Genomic DNA, 20985 nt, shown 5'->3' on the forward strand with positions numbered 1-20985 from the left:
TTTCCTCGTAAAGTGTTTTGATTTAGTTGGGTTGATTGCCAACTAATTAAAATTTGTTTTGTATATATTGATTAATAGTAACGCTATTCAGCTTTAAAAGAATGCAGACGATTCATAGCTTTTTTTAAGTCATCTTTGATTAATATCTCTAGACAACGTGTAGCCTCGTCAATGGCATCTTCAATTTGTTGTTGTTCGTGTTGTGGTGCTTTGCCAAGTACATGGCCTGTCACGCGATTTTTGTCACCGGGGTGACCGATACCAATACGTAGTCGTAAAAAGTCTCTTTGATTTGACATTTTACTGACGATATCACGGATCCCATTCTGACTAGAGCTACCACCTATCTTAAATTTAGCTACGCCAGGAGGCATATCTAATTCGTCAAAAGCAACGAGTAAACCTGACAAAGGGACTCGATAAAATTTTGCCATAGCTGCTACAGCTTGACCGCTTTTATTCATATATGTCGTTGGGATAAGTAGGCGGATATCTTGTCCACTAATCGAGATGCGACCAGTGTAACCATAAAACTTGTTTTCAAGCTTTAAAGAACAGTTATAATTTTTCGCCAGAGATTCAACAAACCATGCTCCAGCATTGTGGCGGGTGTACTGATATTCGGGGCCTGGATTACCCAGGCCCACAATTAACTGAATATCAGTCAAGCAACTTATTCCTCTGTTGCTTCTTCAGCTGAATCATCTTCTTCAGCTTTAGGGCCTTTTGCTATTTTAACAGTAACAACAGCCAAATCGTGAGATTCACCTTTGTTTAGTTCAAGCAAAGAAACGCCTTCAGGTAGTACTAGGTCAGTTAAATGTAGCGTTTGACCTAACTCAACGTTTTGTAAATCAACTTCGATGTACTCTGGTAGGTTACCAGGTAAACAACTAATCTCAACGTCAGCCATGTGAGTTTCAGCATGACCACCCTGAACTTTAACAGCTTCAGCTGTGTCTTCATTTATGAAGTGAAGAGGTACATTAGTGTGAAGTTCTTTGTTTGCATCTACACGTAAAAAATCAAGGTGCATAACAATTGGTTTAAATGCATGACGCTGCATGTCTTTAACTAATACTTCAACGCTTTCACCTTCAATATTCAAGGTTAAAACATGAGAGTAAAATGCTTCAAATTCTTGAGCTTGAAACACTTTGTTATGAGTAAGGGTTAAAGATTTCGCTTCTTTATCAGCGCCATATAAGACAGCAGGTACTTTACCGGCGTGACGTAGGCGGCGGCTCGCACCTTTCCCTAAATCAGTACGGATTTCTGCGTCTAGAGTAAAAATTCCATCAGACATTGAGGTAACTCCAAAAAATAAGTAAATGTGTGTAGATTTTTGCGACCAAAATCTACGTAAATAGGCATATTCCACCAAAGGAATAGCACTACCCCATAAAATAGGGCGGCGCATGTTAACATTGGCTTACTTGATGGACAAGTAGAACATATGATTAATTCTATCCATAACAACTAAAATTCAGGTCCAGCGCAGCCATAAACAAGCCGGCTAGGTAAATTTTAAAAGGTTTTAAAGAAGTAGTGGTTCTCTATTGTCATCATTGTCTTGACTGTTTTGTTGAATATGTAGCGAGCTCTATGGCTAATGAGTGTTGATGATGGGTAATGTTTTAGTTGTAAAATGAAAAAAACCGCTGATAGCCAGCGGTTTTCTACTTTTATAGGGCTTATAGTCTGTTTAATATTCAAACATTGCAGAGATAGACTCTTCATTACTTACGCGGCGGATAGCTTCAGCAAGCATATTTGAAAGAGTGAGTTGTTTAACCTTAGGTATGGCTTTTATTTCTGGGCATAAAGGAATGCTATCAGTGATAATAATTTCATCGATAACAGAATCTCTTAAGTTTTGAGCCGCATTACCAGAGAAAATAGCGTGTGTTGCATAAGCATAAACGTTTTTGGCACCATGAGCTTTTAATGCTTCAGCAGCTTTTGCTAATGTTCCACCAGTATCAATCATATCATCAACAATTATACAGTCTCTATCTTGTACATCACCAATAATATGCATGACTTGAGCAACGTTTGCCTTAGGGCGGCGTTTATCAATAATGGCTAGGTCTGTATCATTCATTAGCTTAGCTAGTGCGCGAGCTCGGACTACACCACCAATATCAGGTGATACAACAACTGGGTTGTGGAAGTCACGTTGACGCATATCGTCTAATAAAATAGGTGTACCAAAGGCATTATCTACTGGAACGTCAAAGAAGCCTTGAATTTGCTCAGCATGTAAGTCTATGGTTAACACACGGTCAACACCTACGTTGGATAAGAAGTCTGCAACTACTTTTGCTGTAATGGGTACCCGAGCTGAACGAACTCGTCTGTCCTGACGTGCATAACCAAAGTATGGAATAACTGCGGTAATTCTGCCTGCCGATGCACGACGAAAGGCGTCAATCATGACAATCAATTCCATTAGATTGTCATTGGTAGGGGCACATGTAGATTGCACTATAAATACATCAGAACCACGAACGTTTTCGTGTACTTCTACGCTTATTTCTCCATCGCTAAAACGTCCAACACTTGCATGACCAAGCTTAGTGTAAAGCCTATCAGCTACTTTTTGAGCTAATTCAGGTACTGCATTTCCAGAGAAAATCTTCATATCCGGCACGATAAAACCCTCGGTGCGTAGTAATAGATAGTTATGCTACCTATTATTGATAAAATGGCTGGGGTAGCAGGACTTGAACCTACGAATGGCGGGATCAAAACCCGCTGCCTTACCACTTGGCTATACCCCAATTAAACGTGTGATTGGATTTGGTTATGTAAAGGGGATAAATTTACCCCGTTTGCAATGAAGCTTGTCATTTCATTTGGCAATAAAGCTTGAACTTTTAATGCTTCCTTTCTGTGTTCAAAAATTGCAAATATACAAGCGCCAGTACCGGTCATCCTCGACGGCGCGTATTCTAACAACCAGTGTAATGTCTTTGCAACATCCACATGCCTTTCACAAACTAATTTTTGACAATCATTTCTAGTGTTAGCAAATTGATATTCCGAAAAATCTATTTTTGCAGTGTTTCTAGGTAAATCTGGATGGGTAAATATCTCTGCTGTAGACACATGGCAATTTGGAAAAACAACTAGGTAACAAGCCTCTGCTAGGGTAGTAGGGATTAGCTTTTCACCCACACCTTCGGCAAATGCTGTTTTGCCATAGACAAAAATAGGTACGTCGGCCCCTAAAGATAATCCTAATTTAGCAAGGGCTTGCTCATTTAATTGGCAATTCCAAAGCTTGTTCAATACAACTAGTGTTGTAGCTGCATTTGATGAGCCGCCACCAATACCGCCACCCATGGGGAGGTTTTTCTTTAAATGAATAGTACATCCCAATTTTTGGGGGCTGGAGCTGTTGATTTCTTGTTGTAATAACTTTGCCGCCTTGATGATTAAATTATCTGCATCAGGTACGCCTGAAATAGGGTCGGCTAACGTTATGAGTCCTGTTTCATTAACTTCAAATGCTAATTCATCCCCATAATCGAGTAATTGAAATAAGCTTTGTAATTGGTGATAACCATTTTCATACTGGCTATTAATATGTAAAAACAAATTTAATTTAGCTGGGCTCGACCACCACGTTAAATCTTTTGGTTTTATTTTAGTGACCATGTATTAACCTTAATGAGCAGTTGGCTGTTATTTGATTGATTATTTAAGGTGATTTTATGGGGCAACCAAATATCTTCTACTATTTGATAATCGTCATAATCGATTATCCAATTTTCACAGTGATTACAATCTGGGATTAGTTGTGTCACCCAACCTTGCTCACTAAGAGTAATTTGATCGTACGCACCATGTTGACCTTTTACCCAGAATTGTAAACTCTCTACTGGAAGCTCCCATCCGGTAACTCGTGATATTAGTATACTGGCGTTGGTATCTGTATAGGTGTCATCGTCGGTGATTAAGGTGGAGAACTGATCGCTTCCAAACATTTTTAAAATGGATGTACCAATAATGGTGGTTAAATTTAATTGATATTCGGAAAAGCTTTGCTGCCAACGTAAGTTTGCACTTTGTTTCTTTGTATCACTTTTGAATCCAATTTTACCTTTGAGCAGCCAATTTTTTTGTTCAGCTAATTTCAATTGGTGAACATCTATCTGCAATTTCACTTCGGGAATTTGCTGTGTGGCGCAACTCGAAAGAACAAAGATAAACACAATAGTAAGGCTATATTTGTAAATATAATGATATGAATTTAATAAAATTTGCACAATTTATTTTGGGTTTCGATAATGTATACGATAACTAATGGGAACATACAAAGCACACACCTTTCAATATATTTACCTTTTGCGTACAATGCCGCCCTAAATTAACTGAATTTATGCTGTAGTTTACCTGACCACTTCATGACCCTTATTGCTTTTGGTATTAATCACAAAACCGCACCTATCGAATTGCGGGAGAAAATCGCGTTTTCTCCTGATGCTATTGTGCAGGCGTTAGCTTCATTGGGAGTGCAAACAGGCGCAGCTGAGTCCGTTATAGTGTCTACGTGCAACCGCACCGAAATATATGCTCAACTTGATCAGCCCAATAAGTCTTTTATTTCAACTTGGTTAGCCAAATTTCATGCTGTGAATCAACTAGATGTAGACAATAATAGTTATTTTTATACAGAACAAGACGCTGCAGTACACATCATGCGTGTGGCGTGTGGCCTAGATTCTTTGATGTTAGGTGAGCCGCAAATTTTGGGGCAAATTAAGCAGGCTGTTACCCATTCTAAAAATATTGGTGTCATAAAAGGTAGTTTTGACCGACTTTTTCAACATACTTTTTCTGTTGCGAAAAGAGTGCGGAGTGAAACAGATATTGGCGCCAATGCAATTTCAGTTGCCTATGCATCTGTACAATTAGCAAAGCATATTTTTTCTTCCTTAGAGCATAGTCGGGTACTACTAATTGGAGCAGGGGAGACCATTGAATTAGTCGCCAAACATTTAAGCGAACAAAACGTTAAGTCATTGACCGTGGCCAACCGCACGTTAGCAAGAGCTCAAGCAGTAGCAGAACCACTAGGTGCTTCAGTTTTAACTTTAGCGCAAATCCCTCAACATTTGAAAGATGCAGATATTGTGTTTAGTTCTACCGCGAGTCAGTTGCCAATTTTAGGCAAAGGCTTGGTGCAAAGAGCACTAAAGGAGCGTAGGCATAAACCTATGTTTTTGGTGGATTTAGCGGTACCAAGAGATGTAGAGTCGGAAGTTGCATCCTTAGACGATGCGTATTTATATACAGTTGATGACTTACAACAAATAGTGGAACAAAATCTAGCTAATAGGCAAGATGCTGCCGAACTCGCCCATCAAATGGTAGAGGAACAGGCACAGCAATTTATGCGCTGGCAACAAAGTCAAGCGTCAATTGATGTATTGAAAAGCTTTAGACAACAGAGTGAGTTACAGAAAAAGACTCTAGTTGAAAAGGCTTTAAATCAGTTAGCAGATGGAAAAAACTCTGAAGATGTTGTCCTAGAGTTAGCTAACAAATTAACGAATAGTCTTATCCATGCCCCTACTAAAGCACTTCAGAAAGCGGCAAGCGAACAGGATTTAGACCAACTTTCCCTATTAAAAGACGTTTTGGCGTTGAATAAACAGGACTAATTAGCGGCAGACATGTCCCGCTTACAGGAAAATAATGAAAGAATCGGTACAACGAAAATTAGAGTCACTAATAGAGCGTTTTGAAGAAGTTCAGGCTTTACTTGGCGAGGCTGAGGTAATTGCAGATCAAGATAGATATCGCGGTTTAACAAAAGAATATTCACAACTTGAAGATGTAGTGAAGTGTTTTCGTGATTATCAACAGGCTCAGCAAGATTTTGAGTCTGCTCAGGAGATGATGCAAGAAGACGACGCAGAAATGCGCGAAATGGCCCAAGAAGAATACAAAGCTGCAAAGCAAGATATAGAAGATTACACCCAAGCATTGCAAATTTTGTTGCTGCCAAAAGACCCTAATGATGATAGTAATTGTTTTGTAGAAGTTCGTGCTGGGGCAGGTGGGGATGAAGCCGCTATCTTTGCCGGTGACTTGTTCCGTATGTACAGCCGTTATGCTGAAAAACAAGGCTGGAAGGTCGAACTAGTGACCGCCAATGAAGGTGAACATGGTGGATACAAAGAAGTCATTGCTAATATTTTAGGTGATGGCGCATACGGAATTATGAAGTTTGAGTCTGGTGGACACCGAGTGCAACGGGTACCAGAAACAGAGTCCCAAGGTAGAATTCATACCTCAGCCTGTACTGTGGTGGTAATGCCAGTTGTACCCGAGTCAGAGGCAATAGAAATTAACAAAGCTGACTTAAAAATAGATACCTTCAGAGCGTCTGGTGCAGGTGGTCAACATGTTAACAAAACGGACTCTGCTATTCGTATTACCCACAATCCTACGGGGATTGTAGTTGAATGTCAGGACCAGCGCTCGCAACATAAAAATAGAGCCCAGGCTATGGCCATATTACAGTCTCGTTTAAATCAGTTAGAAGATGAAAAGCGTATGGCAGAAGAAACTTCTACTCGTCGAAACTTAGTGGCAAGTGGTGACCGTTCTGAACGTATTCGTACTTATAACTTCCCACAAGGGCGAGTTACTGATCATAGAATAAATCTGACGCTTTATCGTTTAGACGATGTAATTGCAGGTGAACTTGGAGCAATTTTAGAGCCTATCAGACAAGAGCATCAAGCTGACTTATTAGCGTCACTTTCTGATGAATAATTGTTGGGCTTGTTAGATTGTTAGAGCCTAATTCAACTATTGAGCAGGCCCTTAAATGGGCCCGTCGTAAGTTAACCGAACACCAAATTAGCGACGATGGCATGTACGATTCTGCAGCAATTGATAGCAAAGTTTTGCTTTGTGGATGTCTTGAATGCGAACAAATTTATCTACATACCTGGCCTGAAAAACAATTAACAATAGAGCAAATCAATACTTTTCATCATATGCTTGAGAAGCGCATTTTAGGCTATCCAGTCGCCTATATCGTAGGCTTTCGGGATTTTTGGTCTTTACGTTTAACCGTATCTGAAGCCACTCTCATTCCTCGCCCTGAAACAGAGCTTTTAGTTGAACTCGCGTTAGACTTATCCTTTGACGATTCGATACGCGTTCTCGATTTAGGAACGGGTACTGGAGCTATAGCATTGGCATTGGCTAGTGAAAACAAGCAATGGTCAGTTATTGGTATAGATAAAAATTCTGAAGCTGTGAAACTAGCAACACTGAATGCCACAAAAAATCAACTACCCGATGTTGAATTTATCCAAAGCGATTGGTTTTCATCAATAGAAAAACAAAAATTTGATCTGATTGTTAGTAACCCTCCGTATATAGAAATTAATGATCATCATCTAACCCAGGGAGATGTTCGTTTTGAGCCATCCTCTGCTTTAACCTCAGGTAATAATGGCTTAGATGATATTCGTTTTATTATTGTTAATAGTGTGAATTATCTCAATCATAAAGGCTGGTTGTTGTTAGAACATGGAAATGAACAGGGTGGAATTGTAGCTAATTTGTTTACCTTGAATGGATTTTCAAATGTTCGCACAGAGTGTGATTTAAACGGCCAACCTAGAGTTTCCATGGGACAATTAAATGGGCTCAACTCTTAAACTATTTGGTTAAATGTAACAATTTGTTGATCAAGCATTGTTTGTTTGCCTTTAGTTTACTATTGTATTTAAGCATCTGTTTTTAAGAGTAAATATAATGTCAGACGAAATATTTTTCGCGGAAGACGACGAAGTAGAAGTGCAGTTTCATGGAACATGGAAAGTGTTAATCGTAGATGACGAACCTGAGATCCATGCGGTAACCAAACTTGCCCTTGGTGATTTTGTTTTTCAAGATAAAAGAATAGAGTTTATTAGTGTATTTAGTGGAGCTGAAGCTAAAAAAGCTTTTATGGAACATGACGATATATCAGTGGTTTTACTCGATGTTGTTATGGAAACAGACGATGCAGGGTTAATCGTTGCAAACTTTATAAGAAATGAAATTGATAACCATTTTACCCGTATTATTCTACGCACAGGTCAACCCGGACAAGCACCTGAGCGCGATGTTATAGTTAATTATGATATTAATGACTATAAATCAAAAACTGAATTAACCGCACAAAAATTATTCTCCGTCGTTATCGCAGCACTTCGTTCATACCACGACATCAACGTAATCGAAGAAAATAGAAAAGGTCTAGAGAAAGTTATCGCGGCGTCTGCCGATATTTTTACCTTGCAATCTTTTGAAAGTTTTATCGAAGGTATCGTACAGCAGTTATCTTCTTTATTAGGTGGGACCAAAGATGTCGCTTATCTTACTTCAGCGGTGATGGGGCCAAAACCTATTAACCAATATCACTCCACTGAGCTATTTGTATTTACAGGAAAAGGTGAGTACAAAAATAAAGAAGGCTTGAGGCTAGAACAAGTGATTAGTGGTCCGCAATTGAGCTCTTGCATGTTGGCCTATGCAAATAAAAGCTTAATTTATGAAGACGAATATATGGTGGCTTATTGCGATAGTAAGTCAAAGAGAGGTTCTCTTCTTTATTTGTCTGGTTTACCTTCAAAATTAAGTCAAAATGATAAAAAATTAATAGAGTTATTTTCTCGTAATGTGCAAATTGCCTTTGATAATATTTTATTTAACAAAGAGCTCCAAGAAACACAACAAGAAGTAATTGAACGGTTGGGGCAAGCACTTGAACAATGTAGTGAGCATGGGCGCCATATTTTAAGAATTGTTAAAATAAGCCAAATCTTAGCCCGTGAAATTGGTCTATCAAAAGAAGAGTCTGAGACATTAGGGTTAGCAGTACCTTTACATGATATTGGAAAAATAAAAATACCAGAGAATATTTTAGCAAAAAGTGAAAAGTTAACACCGGAAGAAATAGAAGTGATCCGTCAACATGCTGATTTTGGGTATGATCTTCTTAAGGATTCAACTAGACCATTAATTAAAGCCGCAGCTTTGATTGCTAGAGACCATCACGAGTACTGGGATGGAAATGGGTATCCTAGAGGTAAGTCTGGTGAAAGCATTCATATCTATTGCCGTATAACCTCTTTGGCAGACGCTTATGATGTTATGAGGCATAAAAACAGTTATCAAGATGCTTTGTCTGCAGAGGAGTCTTTACGCTTAGTTATAGAGCAGAAAGGTAAGCAGTTCGATCCTACTTTAGTCAGAATACTTGAGGAAAATATTAATAAAATTGAAGAAGTTATTACTTTATACCCTGATTTCTAATAATCTTCGCATCTTGTTTTAATCTGCGACTCTGATGAGGTTACGTCAGAGTGTATTTTTATTTTTATATAAAGGCCTTCTTATGTACGAAATTTTCAAAATTACTCATATGTCTGCAGTAGTAATGAGTGTTTTACTGTTTTTAATTCGCTTTACTTTAACTGTAATTAAATCAGATAAATTACAGCTGAAATGGTTGAAAATTCTACCTCACATTGTATACACAGTGTTGTTAGTGGCCGCGATTGTGTTATGCATTTTTATTCAACAGTATCCAGTCGTTAATGGATGGGTAACGGAAAAATTTGTGGCGTTTTTCATGTACGCATTTATGGTTGTTTTGGCGTTAAAGGCAGAACAGACTCCTTTAATGCGGGGTGTTGGGTTCATAGGTGCATTAAGCTGGATAGCTTATGCAGGATTTGTGGCAGTCACAAAACAGCCGTTAATATTCTAAAAGTTGTTATTTAAGTAACCCAAGAGTGTTTGTTTCTATTATTTGGTGTTTTTGTAATATTTTTAGTAAAGGTAACCCTAATAAAACCGATAGATAAGAGAGAGGTTTTTATTAGGGGGATCCTGTGAAGGAATTACAGCAAGCTATTATAGATCAAGATTGTTTACTTGCCGGATTACAGGTTGCTACTACATTTCAAAATGGCGTGGGGTGTTTAAAGCACTATCAACAACAATTATCACAGTGGAAATCTGACGCAGAGTTATATATTGGTTCTCCAGATATAAATGCAGTTAGTTTTAGTCGTTTTATAGCGTTTTTTTTCGTTGAGTTAGCGTTTAGCGGAAGTGAAGAGAATTATTTCTCTAGTCAATATAGTTTAATCAATAAAGTCTTAGAGTACCGAACGGGTATGCCTGTTAGCTTGGCGATTGTATTTCAATCTCTAGGAAAATCTTTAGGGTTTGATATACATGGTGTGAATTTTCCGGGGTATTTTTTAGTTAAATGTAATTTTGATGATGGGACTACCGTATTTGTTGACCCTTTAAACGGAAAACAGCTGAGTAGAGATAATTTACAGGCATTGTACTTTTCGATTTTAAATGAATTCGAAGATGAAGAAATGCCTGAGGAAGCGCTAAACGAAGCATGCTGTGAAGAAACCTTAGTGAGGTTACTGCATAATTTAAAAAGTGCGTATATCTCAGAGAAAAAATATGCGGAAGCTTTAGGTGTGGTTGAAACCTTGGTGCAACTTTGTCCTAACGACCCTTATGAAAGGCGAGATCGCGGCTTTTTATTACACCAGTTAGATTGCACCCAAGTGGCTATTGCAGACTATCAATTTTTTATCAGGCAATGCCCTAAAGATCCCGCAACTCAATTGTTACAAGCTCAATTACAACAACTTTCTGAGCAGGTGCCTGTCGTATTGCATTGATGAGAGGGGCTCAGCTTGGTAGCTTTTATCTGGGCCTTAAGTTCTATATTCTGCATTAATACGTACATAGTCATAGCTAAAGTCACAACTCCAAATTGTGGCTTTGTCATTACCTCGGTTAAGGATTACAGAAATGTCTATTTCAGAGTTGTCCATTATTGCTTGGCCCGCTTCTTCGGTATAGGAAACCGCACGTCCACCATTTTCAGCAACTAAAACATCGCCAAAATACAGCTGAATATTATCAACATTAAGGTCTTCTAAAGACCTACAATCTCTGGAGGCATATCCAATTGCAGCTAGCACTCTGCCTAAATTTGGATCTGAGGCAAACATGGCCGTTTTGACTAAAGGGCTTTTGGCTATGGCATAGCCAATGGCTTTAGCTTCTGCATGACTTGTAGCGCCTTTTATATTTACAGTAATGAATTTAGTCGCCCCTTCACCATCACGTACTATGGCTTTTGCTAAATATTGGGCAGTTTCCAGCAGAGCGTTAAAAACAAGCTGGTACCTAGGATCTTCATCTGAGGTTATTTCTACATTGTTGGCTTTGCCAGTCGATATAATAATGAAGGAATCATTTGTTGATGTATCCCCGTCCACAGAGATACAGTTAAAAGACAAGTCTGCAATCTGCTTCGTTATCGTATCTAATATCGGCTGTGAAATAGCCGCGTCAGTTGCAATAAAGCCTAACATGGTCGCCATATTAGGGTGGACCATTCCTGCCCCTTTTGAAATCCCAGTTATCTGAATGTCTTTTCTCTCTACAGTCACTGAGGTGGCATAGGCTTTTGGGGCGATATCAGTGGTCATAATAGCCCAAGCCGCTGACTTCCATGAGTTTGCATCTAAACGTTTCACTGCGGGCGCTAAGCCTGCTAACAATTTTTCCATTGGTAAATGTTCTAAGATAACGCCGGTAGAGAAGGGTAAAATAGAGTTAATTGGAGTATTTAACTCCGCGGCAAGGTGCGAACAGGTTGTCAGTGCATCTTCTAGCCCTTTTTCTCCAGTTCCTGCGTTTGCGTTACCTGTATTAATAACTAATGCTTTAATTTGCTTTGATTCACTTAAGTGTTTTTTACAAATATGAACGGGGGCTGCACAAAACCTATTTTGAGTAAACACCCCAGATACGCGGCTACCGTTATCTAATTCGATGACTAATAAATCTTTACGGTTTTTTTGCTTGATATTGGCTTCAGCCCAGCCTAAACGTATTCCTGGGACAGGGGGTAATATTTGATCATCAATAGAAGGTAGGTTTACAGGCATAGTCTTTTAAATTTAGCTTATTTTTTAAATGGCGCGATGTTACTTTGGTATGAATTGATATGCAAAATTAACGAATAATATTTCAATATTTAGCGGTGGACACAATTTTAAGACTGCTTAAAGTCGTGTCTAAATATTTAGGTATCCTGATTAGTGTTCTGCTGGACACCATTAATAATGGAAAATATTCCAATTATTGGGGTGTAAAATGACAAGAAGAGCAAACCGAAGCTATACAGCTGAATTTAAAAAAGAAGCAGTGGCATTAATTATTGACCAAGGCTACAGCCTATTTAAAGCGGCAACATCATAGAGAAGCGCTTTTTAGACATAAAAAAGTTTGAGTTTGTTACAGTTAACATTTTTAACCAAAATTGCATAAATAGACATAAGGGTATAGCGTCAATGACAGAACAATTCGACTCTACAAAAGAGCTCATTATCACTACTTTATTTTCACCTATTGACGAACTATCTGGGCACACAGGACCTTCGAAATTTAAAGAAGAGGCCATTTCAATTGAAGATTACAATGGGTTGATTATTTCTCCTCGAATGACTGCCCAAAATTTTCGGCATCGGTTCAGTGAACTGGGTTATTTTAGTGATTGGCATATGGCTGGGGATGCCACCATGATAATTATTCGTTCTGGTACATTAAGTTTAGGATTACGGTCAGGTGAGCAGCGCCTTTTCAGCGCTGGTGATCTTTTTATTGCAAAAGATTGCTTGCAATCAAACGAAGACTTTAATCCAAATATTCATGGGCACACCGCTGAGGTTGTAGGAGATCAGAGCTTAATGGCAGTTCATATAAAGCTTTAGCTCTTAACTTTAATTACTCTAACAGTCAGCTTGCATTGAGTACCTCATAGATACTTGTTGTTAGCTGGCGTAACTGCGCTTGTTTAATTATATAGGGTGGCATGATGTAAACTAGTTTACCAAAGGGGCGTATCCAGACTCCTTGTTTTACAAATTCTTTTTGAAGCTTTGCCACATCAACTATAGTTTTGGTTTCAACTATACCGATAGCTCCCAAAATTCTTACATCAGCTACGGTTTCTAGTGTTACACAGCGTGTTAGCTCCTCTTTTAATTGTTGCTCAATATTAGCGACCTGCTGCTGCCAATCCCCTTTTTGAATTATGGATAAACTTGCATTTGCTACTGCACATGCTAAAGCGTTACCCATAAAAGTTGGGCCGTGCATAAATACTCCAGGCTCGTCTTGACAAACTCCTTGAGCCACATCTTCTGAGCATAATGTGGCGGCTAGCGTCATGTATCCACCAGTAAGTGCTTTGCCTAAACACATAATATCAGGGCTAATATCGGCATGCTCACAGGCGAATAACTTGCCTGTTCGTCCAAATCCTGTGGCTATTTCGTCACAAATTAAAAGGATATTATAATCATCACATAACTGCCTACAGCGCTTTAAATACTCGGGGTGATAGATACGCATTCCACCCGCATTTTGCACTATGGGCTCAATAATAAGCGCCGCTAACTCATTGTGATGGCTAGATATGAGTTGCTCCAGTGGCTTTACATCGTCTTCATTCCAAGGTTTATCAAATCGAGTCTGCGGCGCCGGGGCAAAAATTTGTTGCGATAAGGAGTCAGAAAATAAGTTGTGCATACCGTTGATGGGGTCGCAAACCGACATAGCGGCAAAGGTATCGCCATGATACCCGTTGCGAGGGGTAATAAATTTATGTTTATGGCTGTTGCCTTGACAGGCCCAAAACTGCAATGCCATTTTCATTGCCACTTCTACAGATACTGAGCCTGAGTCTGCTAAAAATACTCTATCTAATCCCATTGGGGTGATATCGATTAAGGTACGGCACAAATCAACGGCTGGCTGGTGGGTTAGCCCCCCAAACATTACATGCGAAAAATCATCTACTTGCGTTTTTAATGCTGCATTAAGTAAAGGGTGGTTGTAGCCATGTATGGCTGTCCACCATGAAGAAACACCATCAACTAATTTTTCGCCACTCGATAAATGTATAAAAACACCATCAGCTTTTATTACAGGATAACAAGGAAGCGGTTTGATAGCGGAGGTGTAGGGATGCCAAATATGTTCTTGGTCAAAAGATAAATCTGATTTGTTCAATTTTTATTCGCTTGTAAAGTTTCGGGTTTAAATTTGGTTGACAATGGAGCTGCGACACATAGACTAAGCGCCACATTTAGCAGTGTAAAGTTAGAATATTCTATAGGTTCAATTATGTCTACGTCACCCAGTTTAAGTACATCATCTCTATTACCTTCTGATGCTATTGCAGCTCCTCGTCATGATTGGACAATTAAAGAGGTGAATGGTTTGTTTGATATGCCTTTTAACGACTTAATGTTTAAGGCTCAAATAGTTCACAGAAAGCATTTTGACCCAAACCAAGTACAAGTTAGTACCTTGTTATCTATAAAAACAGGTGCCTGCCCAGAAGATTGTAAATATTGCCCCCAGAGTGCCCGTTATGATACTGGCTTAGAGAAAGAACGTTTACTTGAAATAGACAAGGTCATTCAACGAGCAAGAGAAGCCAAAGCTGCGGGTTCAACACGTTTTTGTATGGGAGCTGCTTGGCGTAATCCAAAAGATAGAGATATGCCTTACGTCACTGATATGGTCAAAGAAGTTAAAAAACTAGGACTAGAAACATGTATGACATTAGGCATGTTGACCACAGAGCAAGCCGTTGCATTAAAGCAAGCTGGACTGGATTATTACAATCATAATTTAGATACTTCTCCAGAGTTTTATGGGGATATTATCACTACGCGAACTTATCAAGATAGATTAGACACACTCGATAACGTAAGGGAAGCAGGTATGAATGTGTGCTCTGGCGGAATCGTTGGCATGGGTGAGACATCTGATGACCGTTCGGGCTTGTTGACCCAATTAGCGAACTTAGAACAACATCCAGAAAGTGTACCTATTAATATGTTGGTTAAGGTAAAAGGCACGCCAATGGAAAATGTCGAAGACCTTGATTACTTTGAATTTATACGAACCATAGCCGTTGCCAGAATAATGATGCCAAAATCTTATGTACGTCTATCTGCTGGTCGTGAAGCCATGAATGAACAGATGCAGGCTATGTGCTTCATGGCTGGGGCAAATTCCATTTTTTATGGATGTAAATTATTGACTACCTCAAATCCTGATACCCATGAAGATGTCATGCTATTTAATAAGCTCGGTATTAATTCAAAACAAACTCGGGAGTACTCAGATGAGGCTCATGAGGCCGCATTGTTAGAGGAAATAGACGATAGGTCAGGTAAAAATGTGGCTGATAACTTATTCTATGACGCAACGTTAAAGCAAGCTGAAACAGTTAACATCTAATGGCATTTAAATTTATATCTGAAGCATTGAAAACCCGAAGCCAAGATGGCTTGTTGCGTCGTAGACAAGTGGTTGAATCTGCTAATGGGCCCATGATTCAAGTCGAAGGTAAGCATTATATAAACTTTTCAAGTAATGACTATTTGGCCATGCGACGCTCTACCGTTGTAATGCAAGCCTGGGCCGATGGTCTAGCGGAGTTTGGCGCTGGGAGCGGGGCTTCACCTTTAGTGACTGGTTATACCAATGCTCACCAAGCCCTTGAAGCATATCTTGCAGAACGGTTAAATCGAGAGAAAGTGCTGTTATTCAATTCTGGATTTTCTGCTAATCAAGCTATTTGTCAGGGATTATTTGGCCACATTCATCAAAAAAATCCAGGTATAATTATTGCTGACAAGCTTATGCATGCTTCTTTTGTTGAAGGAGCTCAAGGGGTAAGTGCTAAATTTAGCCGTTTTAAGCATAACGATGCATCTCACCTTCAGGAATTACTTAGTAAAAGCAATACAAAAAATACCTTAGTCGCTACTGAGGGGGTATTTAGTATGGATGGCGATCAAGCTCCACTGACTAATATTGTTCCAATAATTAATACTGAGTCCACTTGGCTTATGGTGGATGATGCCCATGGTTTTGGTACATTAGGTGATAATGGTCTAGGGGTAGTCGAAGTATTTAATTTGTCTCAACAACAAGTGCCTATTTTGATGGGAACTTTTGGTAAAGCTATTGGCACCGCGGGTGCTTTTATTGCGGGAAGTGAGGACTTAATTAACTACCTTATTAATTATTCTCGACATTATATATACAGCACTTCAATGCCGGCAGCACAAGCCTATGCAAGTCTAACGAGCTTAAACGCTAAGCTTGGTCATGAACGTCGCCAAGTATTAAAAGAAAGAATTGAGTTGTTTAAAGCCTTGGCAGATAAAGCGGGTATAACATTAATGCCCTCAGATACCGCTATTCAACCAGTATTTATCGGATGTCCAGAAAAAGCGGTAGCAGCGAGTGGGCGATTAAAAAACTTGGGAATTTGGGTGACTGCGATTCGGTACCCTACAGTGCCAAGGCATACTGACAGGCTACGTTTAACCTTAAGTGCAGGTCATGATGAAAGGGATATTTATGCATTGGTTGACGCTTTACAATTGACATTACTGTCTTGAATCAGATGATTAGTTTACCAGTTAACTATAAAATTCGAATAGCCAAGCAGTTTAGCCGTGCGGCCCATACCTACAACACTGCTGCAGATGTTCAATTAGATATTGCTTTTGATGGTTTAAATTTGCTGCCCAATGTTAATGGTTTAGGTCTAGATATAGGGTGTGGTACTGGTCGCATTAGTCAACAATTAGCCAAAAAGTGTAATAGGTTGTTCGCTATGGATTTAGCTTTTGGGATGCTTGAGTATGCTCAAAAAAATAATGCATCTGATGACGACTTGGCTAAAAGTCAGTTTATTCAGTGGTTGCAAGGTGACGCAGAGCATTTGCCTTTAGCTAGTGAATCAATTGATTTAGTGTTTTCATCTATGGCTTTACAGTGGTGTAAGGATGAAACAAAAGTCTTGTCTGAAATAAGTCGAGTGATGAAGCCCCAGGCTACTGCAGTATTAGCCATTATGTGTGCAGGCTCTTTTTATGAATTAAACGATAGTTGGCTTGAAATTGATGAGCAGCGTCATACTAATGATTTTAAAACGGCAGATAATTGGCGTCAGGCTGCTGCGGAGCAGGGGTTATTGGTTAGTGTTAACAATAAACAGTATGTGACATGGCACCAAAATGTGCGAGAGCTCTTTGGCTCAATTAAATCAATTGGTGCTAATGTTGTCTTATCAGTAAATAGTGAACTAGTTGCCCCCGGTAAAGGTAGACATAAAATCAATAAACCTCTTAGCCGTGACACCATCAAAAATTTAGAGGTTACTTATAAGCATAAATATTCTAAAAGTTCGCAGCTTCCGCTGACTTATGAAGTATGCTTTTTGCAATGTATTAAGCCCTAAGGAGTATGTATGGGGAATTTATCATCTAATAGTCGTGCTTTTTTTATAACAGGTACCGATACCGAAGTAGGGAAAACATTTATTGGTTCAGCTTTGCTAAAAGCGTTAGCTAGCAAACAATACAAAACCGCTGCTTATAAGCCTATAGCTGCAGGATGTGAACTAACAGATAGTGGATTACGCAATGAAGATGCAATGGCGCTTTTGTCTCAAGCAAGTCTAACCTTGAGCTATGATGAGGTTAACCCGATAGCTCTTGTGCCTCCTATTGCGCCACACTTGGCAGCAGATGATGCTCAGGTTCTCATCTCACTCGATCGTGTTCGTGAAGGTTTTTTACATTTGTTAGCAAAACAACCTGATGTAATTATTGTGGAGGGGGCAGGGGGCTGGCGCTTACCTGTTAGCTCACATTATGATGGCAAGCCAAGATACTTATCAGAGTTTGTCATTGAGAGTAATTTAGCTGTTATTTTGGTGGTTGGAATGCGATTAGGTTGTCTTAACCATGCAGTATTGACAGCAGAGTCTATTCAGCAAGATGGCCTAAAAATAGTCGGCTGGGTAGCAAACCAAATTGACCTCGATATGGCAATGTTAAACGAAAACATTGAAAGCTTAAAAACTTTGATTGATGCGCCGTTTTTAGGAGCGATTCCTATCCTTGATAAACCAGATGACGCTCTTGAATATATTGATTTAGCCTTACTAGGTCTATAAATCTAAGTGGTGACAAAAGGGTACGACCACGTACCCGATTTTAACGTTTTATCTGTAGATACTGACTGATGTCTTGACTGGGCTTTAGCACCTTTTGGTTTATTGTTGTTACCCCACCTTCGCTTATCTGGTTGACTTCAAACACCACACCTTCTAGCTCGCCTTCTAGTGTTAGTTGCTTGTCTTTTAACAGCAATGCACTGCCTTCACGAATGCCGATGACAGGCATTTTAGGGTTGAGAGTACAAAACTCTTCAATTCGTTGTGCTCGTGTTTCACCATTGTGACCTGATGGTTGGTAGTCTGTGTAATGTGGGTTTAACTGAAATGGGACAAAATTCAACGCGTCAAAACTTGGCGGCTGAATAATAGGCATATCGTTAGTCGTGCGTATACTGTTGCCACAAATATTAGAGCCAGCACTCCAGCCAATATAAGGTGTACCTTGTTTAACACTTTGTTGTATATCAGCTAATATATCTTGCTTATAAAGTTGCGATAAAAGATTAAAAGTATTGCCTCCTCCCACCAAAATGGCTTTAGCATTATTAATCGCTTCTTTTGTATTAGGATACTCATGAATGCCAGAAATTCTTAGGTGCGGGAGTGCGTCCTGAACTTTTTGGGTGTAGTCGTCCCAGCTTAGCGTTACACCCGCGTAAGGAATAAACAGAACGTCTTTTATATTTCTAATATGAGATGTGATCATAGAGAACGCGTGTGCGAGATATTCTTCACTACCCTTTCGAGAGCTACTTAACATTAAAACTTTCATTTAAATTTTTCTCATTAGCAGTGGACGCATAATTATAGAGAGTTAAAATACTTTGCCTAGAAATTATTCCAACTTTCAAACTGTTAGCAGGGGCTTTATGTCAAGTAACAAAACATCAGTACTTTTTGTGTGTCTAGGGAATATTTGTCGTTCTCCAAGTGCTGAGGCAGTATTTACAAAAATGGCCCAAAATCAAAACCTAGATCTAGTGATAGATTCTGCAGGAACTGCTGGATATCATACAGGAGCAGAGCCTGATAAACGCTCTCAAGCCGTTGGCCTTGAAAGAGGCTATAGCTTTAAAGGGTTAAAATGTCGCAAAGTTACGCCTGAGGACTTTGATAAGTTTGATTATATATTGGGAATGGATAACAAAAATATTTCTAACTTATTGGAAATATGCCCCAAAGGACATGAAGATAAAGTCGGTCTTTTTCTCAGCTTTGCTGATCTACAAGAAAAGGAAGTACCCGATCCCTATTATGGAGGTAAAAAAGGATTTGAATATGTCTTAGATTTAATCGAAGAGGGATCCAAAGGGTTAATTCGTCAATTACAGGATAATCAGCTTGATTGTTACAATACTAATGAGTAATTGATTGATCTTTGATCTCAGAGCCTTTATGTTGCGCCATGAAAATTTTATAAAGCATTTACCTAACATCATATTTTAACTTTTGCAGATATTTAATAAGGAACAATCGTGAGTCAATGGAAACCAGATAGCTGGCGTTCGAAGCCTATTTTACAACAACCTACTTACCAAGATAAAGCGCATCTAAAAGATGTCGAAGGTAAGTTAAGTAGTTATCCACCATTGGTATTTGCGGCTGAAACTAGAGAGCTGTTTAAGCAACTAGGAAATGTAGCAGAAGGCAAAGGCTTTTTACTGCAAGGTGGTGATTGTGCTGAGTCATTTGATGAATTTAATGCGCCTAAAATTCGTGATACTTTTAAAGTTATTTTACAAATGGCCATTGTCCTTACTTATGCAGGTAGTTGTCCGGTAACCAAAGTAGCACGTATGGCAGGGCAATACGCAAAACCTCGTTCGGGTGATTTTGAAACCATTAACGGCGTATCTTTACCTAGTTACCGTGGTGATATTATTAATAGCTTTGAATTCACTAAAGAAGCCCGTGAACCAGATCCTAGCCGTATGATAGAAGCCTATCATCGTGGGGCGTCCACGCTAAATTTATTACGTGCTTTTGCTCAAGGTGGTTTGGCTGATTTACACGAAGTTAACCGATGGAATATGGCGTTTGTTGAAAACAACCCATTGAAGAGTCGTTACCAAGACTTGGCAAAACGTATTCAAGATTCTTTAGAGTTTATGGATGTTATGGGAATTAATTCAACGAATACGCCTACCTTACACGAAACGAGTTTATTCACATCTCATGAAGCTTTGTTACTAAATTATGAGCAAGCCCTAACTAGAGTGGATACCCTAACGGGTAATTGGTACAACTGTTCAGCCCATATGCTGTGGATTGGCGAGCGCACAAGACAATTAGATCATGCTCACTTGGAGTTTTTCAAGGGTATTCATAACCCTATAGGAGTAAAAGTCGGCCCAAGTATGCAAGAAGATGAATTGATTCAATTGATTGATGCCTTAAATCCTAATAACGAAGCAGGGCGTTTAACCCTCATTACTAGAATGGGAGCTGATAACCTTGAAGCCAACCTGCCCAAGTTGTTACGTAGAGTAAAGCAAGAGGGCCGTAAAGTAGTGTGGAGCTCTGACCCTATGCACGGTAATACCTTTAAAGCGTCTAGTGGTTATAAAACTAGAAACTTTGATGCCATTCTTAAAGAAATTCAGCAGTTCTTTGCTGCTCATGAAGCAGAGGGAACTCATGCTGGTGGTATTCATTTAGAAATGACCGGGCAACATGTAACCGAATGTACCGGCGGAGCATATAAAATCGGCGATGAAGATTTAGCAGAGGCTTACAAAACCCAATGCGATCCCCGCTTAAATGCTGACCAAGTTTTAGAGATGGCTTTCTTAGTGGCAGACCACTTAAGGTCTAACTAAAAATCAATTACCGTTGGGGGGCAACTAATTGCACCCCCATTG

At 39.3% G+C, this 20985-nt stretch carries 21 protein-coding genes and 1 tRNA gene; 13 read left to right on the plus strand and 9 right to left on the minus strand.

Annotation, left to right across the window (positions count from 1 at the left end):
• Nucleotides 1–83 precede the first annotated feature (83 nt).
• From pth to lolB, 6 genes are all read right to left on the minus strand, one after another.
• The gene (pth, locus tag EOK74_RS12590; RefSeq protein ID WP_133470366.1) at nt 84–668 is read right to left on the minus strand and encodes an aminoacyl-tRNA hydrolase; all 585 of its coding nucleotides are present in this window, start codon (nt 666–668) and stop codon (nt 84–86) included.
• A 5-nt stretch (nt 669–673) separates the two neighbouring features.
• Nucleotides 674–1306, minus strand: a complete 633-nt coding sequence (locus tag EOK74_RS12595; RefSeq protein WP_133470367.1) for a 50S ribosomal protein L25/general stress protein Ctc — start codon at nt 1304–1306, stop codon at nt 674–676.
• Between the two features lie 399 nt (nt 1307–1705).
• Nucleotides 1706–2653 (minus strand): ribose-phosphate pyrophosphokinase, encoded by a 948-nt coding sequence (locus EOK74_RS12600; protein WP_133470368.1) that lies wholly within the window; start codon nt 2651–2653, stop codon nt 1706–1708.
• Between the two features lie 55 nt (nt 2654–2708).
• A tRNA-Gln gene (locus EOK74_RS12605) sits at nt 2709–2783 on the minus strand.
• 1 nt (nt 2784) lies between these two features.
• Nucleotides 2785–3663, minus strand: coding sequence for a 4-(cytidine 5'-diphospho)-2-C-methyl-D-erythritol kinase (gene ispE, locus EOK74_RS12610; RefSeq protein WP_133470369.1), 879 nt, complete (start codon nt 3661–3663; stop codon nt 2785–2787).
• Entirely contained in the window at nt 3648–4220 is a 573-nt protein-coding gene (gene lolB, locus EOK74_RS12615) for a lipoprotein insertase outer membrane protein LolB (protein WP_239024106.1), read from the minus strand. The genes ispE and lolB overlap by 16 nt, the downstream gene beginning before the upstream one ends.
• A 192-nt stretch (nt 4221–4412) precedes the next feature.
• Here lolB and hemA point away from each other — a divergent pair, with 192 nt between their 5' ends.
• The 6 genes from hemA (at nt 4413) to EOK74_RS12645 (ending at nt 10733) form a co-directional block, all read left to right on the plus strand.
• Nucleotides 4413–5672, plus strand: a complete 1260-nt coding sequence (gene hemA / locus EOK74_RS12620) for a glutamyl-tRNA reductase (RefSeq protein ID WP_133470370.1) — start codon at nt 4413–4415, stop codon at nt 5670–5672.
• A 34-nt stretch (nt 5673–5706) separates the two neighbouring features.
• Nucleotides 5707–6792: a peptide chain release factor 1 gene (gene prfA / locus EOK74_RS12625; RefSeq protein ID WP_133470371.1), complete on the plus strand. Its 1086-nt coding sequence runs from the start codon at nt 5707–5709 to the stop codon at nt 6790–6792.
• Nucleotides 6793–6809: 17 nt separating this feature from the next.
• Complete coding sequence (gene prmC / locus EOK74_RS12630) at nt 6810–7691, plus strand: peptide chain release factor N(5)-glutamine methyltransferase (protein ID WP_133470372.1); 882 nt, start codon at nt 6810–6812, stop codon at nt 7689–7691.
• A 97-nt stretch (nt 7692–7788) separates the two neighbouring features.
• Nucleotides 7789–9333: a DUF3369 domain-containing protein gene (locus EOK74_RS12635; protein WP_133470373.1), complete on the plus strand. Its 1545-nt coding sequence runs from the start codon at nt 7789–7791 to the stop codon at nt 9331–9333.
• Between the two features lie 82 nt (nt 9334–9415).
• A complete protein-coding gene (locus tag EOK74_RS12640) occupies nt 9416–9790 on the plus strand; it encodes a SirB2 family protein (protein WP_133470374.1) in 375 nt (124 codons plus the stop codon).
• A gap of 124 nt (nt 9791–9914) precedes the next feature.
• Nucleotides 9915–10733 carry a SirB1 family protein gene (locus EOK74_RS12645; RefSeq protein WP_133470375.1) on the plus strand — a complete coding sequence of 273 codons (819 nt, stop codon included), beginning with the start codon at nt 9915–9917 and terminating at the stop codon, nt 10731–10733.
• Nucleotides 10734–10769: 36 nt separating this feature from the next.
• On the opposite strand, the gene argJ is transcribed toward EOK74_RS12645, so the two are convergent.
• Nucleotides 10770–12014 (minus strand): bifunctional glutamate N-acetyltransferase/amino-acid acetyltransferase ArgJ, encoded by a 1245-nt coding sequence (gene argJ, locus EOK74_RS12650; protein ID WP_133470376.1) that lies wholly within the window; start codon nt 12012–12014, stop codon nt 10770–10772.
• A 405-nt stretch (nt 12015–12419) separates the two neighbouring features.
• On the opposite strand from argJ, the gene EOK74_RS12660 reads away from it, so the two are divergent.
• Nucleotides 12420–12839 carry a cupin domain-containing protein gene (locus tag EOK74_RS12660; protein WP_133470378.1) on the plus strand — a complete coding sequence of 140 codons (420 nt, stop codon included), beginning with the start codon at nt 12420–12422 and terminating at the stop codon, nt 12837–12839.
• Nucleotides 12840–12864: 25 nt separating this feature from the next.
• On the opposite strand, the gene bioA is transcribed toward EOK74_RS12660, so the two are convergent.
• Nucleotides 12865–14142 carry an adenosylmethionine--8-amino-7-oxononanoate transaminase gene (bioA, locus tag EOK74_RS12665; protein ID WP_133470379.1) on the minus strand — a complete coding sequence of 426 codons (1278 nt, stop codon included), beginning with the start codon at nt 14140–14142 and terminating at the stop codon, nt 12865–12867.
• 114 nt (nt 14143–14256) lie between these two features.
• Between bioA and bioB the strand changes: the two genes are divergently transcribed.
• From bioB to bioD, 4 genes are read left to right on the plus strand one after another with little or no spacing between them, the layout of a single operon-like run.
• Nucleotides 14257–15384 carry a biotin synthase BioB gene (gene bioB, locus EOK74_RS12670; protein WP_133470380.1) on the plus strand — a complete coding sequence of 376 codons (1128 nt, stop codon included), beginning with the start codon at nt 14257–14259 and terminating at the stop codon, nt 15382–15384.
• Nucleotides 15384–16556, plus strand: coding sequence for an aminotransferase class I/II-fold pyridoxal phosphate-dependent enzyme (locus EOK74_RS12675; RefSeq protein ID WP_133470381.1), 1173 nt, complete (start codon nt 15384–15386; stop codon nt 16554–16556). The genes bioB and EOK74_RS12675 overlap by 1 nt, the downstream gene beginning before the upstream one ends.
• A 5-nt stretch (nt 16557–16561) precedes the next feature.
• Nucleotides 16562–17401, plus strand: a complete 840-nt coding sequence (locus EOK74_RS12680; protein WP_133470382.1) for a methyltransferase domain-containing protein — start codon at nt 16562–16564, stop codon at nt 17399–17401.
• 9 nt (nt 17402–17410) lie between these two features.
• Nucleotides 17411–18121: a dethiobiotin synthase gene (gene bioD / locus EOK74_RS12685; protein ID WP_133470383.1), complete on the plus strand. Its 711-nt coding sequence runs from the start codon at nt 17411–17413 to the stop codon at nt 18119–18121.
• A 40-nt stretch (nt 18122–18161) separates the two neighbouring features.
• On the opposite strand, the gene pepE is transcribed toward bioD, so the two are convergent.
• Nucleotides 18162–18896 (minus strand): dipeptidase PepE, encoded by a 735-nt coding sequence (pepE, locus tag EOK74_RS12690; protein ID WP_133470384.1) that lies wholly within the window; start codon nt 18894–18896, stop codon nt 18162–18164.
• Between the two features lie 97 nt (nt 18897–18993).
• Here pepE and EOK74_RS12695 point away from each other — a divergent pair, with 97 nt between their 5' ends.
• Entirely contained in the window at nt 18994–19491 is a 498-nt protein-coding gene (locus EOK74_RS12695) for a low molecular weight protein-tyrosine-phosphatase (protein WP_133470385.1), read from the plus strand.
• A gap of 108 nt (nt 19492–19599) precedes the next feature.
• Nucleotides 19600–20943: a class II 3-deoxy-7-phosphoheptulonate synthase gene (locus EOK74_RS12700; RefSeq protein ID WP_133470386.1), complete on the plus strand. Its 1344-nt coding sequence runs from the start codon at nt 19600–19602 to the stop codon at nt 20941–20943.
• Nucleotides 20944–20985: the final 42 nt, after the last annotated feature.

Origin of the sequence: Paraglaciecola marina, assembly GCF_004360155.1 — a bacterium.
In the GTDB taxonomy this organism is placed as follows: Bacteria; Pseudomonadota; Gammaproteobacteria; order Enterobacterales; family Alteromonadaceae; genus Paraglaciecola; species Paraglaciecola marina.

What these genes read in the sequence shown, in the direction of transcription:
- EOK74_RS12680 (WP_133470382.1), top strand. Translation starts at nt 16,562, where the DNA reads ATGATTAGTTTACCAGTTAACTATAAAATTCGAATAGCCAAGCAGTTT.
- argJ (WP_133470376.1), bottom strand. Translation starts at nt 12,014, where the DNA reads ATGCCTGTAAACCTACCTTCTATTGATGATCAAATATTACCCCCTGTC.
- pepE (WP_133470384.1), bottom strand. Translation starts at nt 18,896, where the DNA reads ATGAAAGTTTTAATGTTAAGTAGCTCTCGAAAGGGTAGTGAAGAATAT.
- prfA (WP_133470371.1), top strand. Translation starts at nt 5,707, where the DNA reads ATGAAAGAATCGGTACAACGAAAATTAGAGTCACTAATAGAGCGTTTT.
- ispE (WP_133470369.1), bottom strand. Translation starts at nt 3,663, where the DNA reads ATGGTCACTAAAATAAAACCAAAAGATTTAACGTGGTGGTCGAGCCCA.
- EOK74_RS12595 (WP_133470367.1), bottom strand. Translation starts at nt 1,306, where the DNA reads ATGTCTGATGGAATTTTTACTCTAGACGCAGAAATCCGTACTGATTTA.
- EOK74_RS12635 (WP_133470373.1), top strand. Translation starts at nt 7,789, where the DNA reads ATGTCAGACGAAATATTTTTCGCGGAAGACGACGAAGTAGAAGTGCAG.
- hemA (WP_133470370.1), top strand. Translation starts at nt 4,413, where the DNA reads ATGACCCTTATTGCTTTTGGTATTAATCACAAAACCGCACCTATCGAA.
- EOK74_RS12695 (WP_133470385.1), top strand. Translation starts at nt 18,994, where the DNA reads ATGTCAAGTAACAAAACATCAGTACTTTTTGTGTGTCTAGGGAATATT.
- bioD (WP_133470383.1), top strand. Translation starts at nt 17,411, where the DNA reads ATGGGGAATTTATCATCTAATAGTCGTGCTTTTTTTATAACAGGTACC.
- bioB (WP_133470380.1), top strand. Translation starts at nt 14,257, where the DNA reads ATGTCTACGTCACCCAGTTTAAGTACATCATCTCTATTACCTTCTGAT.
- EOK74_RS12660 (WP_133470378.1), top strand. Translation starts at nt 12,420, where the DNA reads ATGACAGAACAATTCGACTCTACAAAAGAGCTCATTATCACTACTTTA.
- EOK74_RS12675 (WP_133470381.1), top strand. Translation starts at nt 15,384, where the DNA reads ATGGCATTTAAATTTATATCTGAAGCATTGAAAACCCGAAGCCAAGAT.
- EOK74_RS12640 (WP_133470374.1), top strand. Translation starts at nt 9,416, where the DNA reads ATGTACGAAATTTTCAAAATTACTCATATGTCTGCAGTAGTAATGAGT.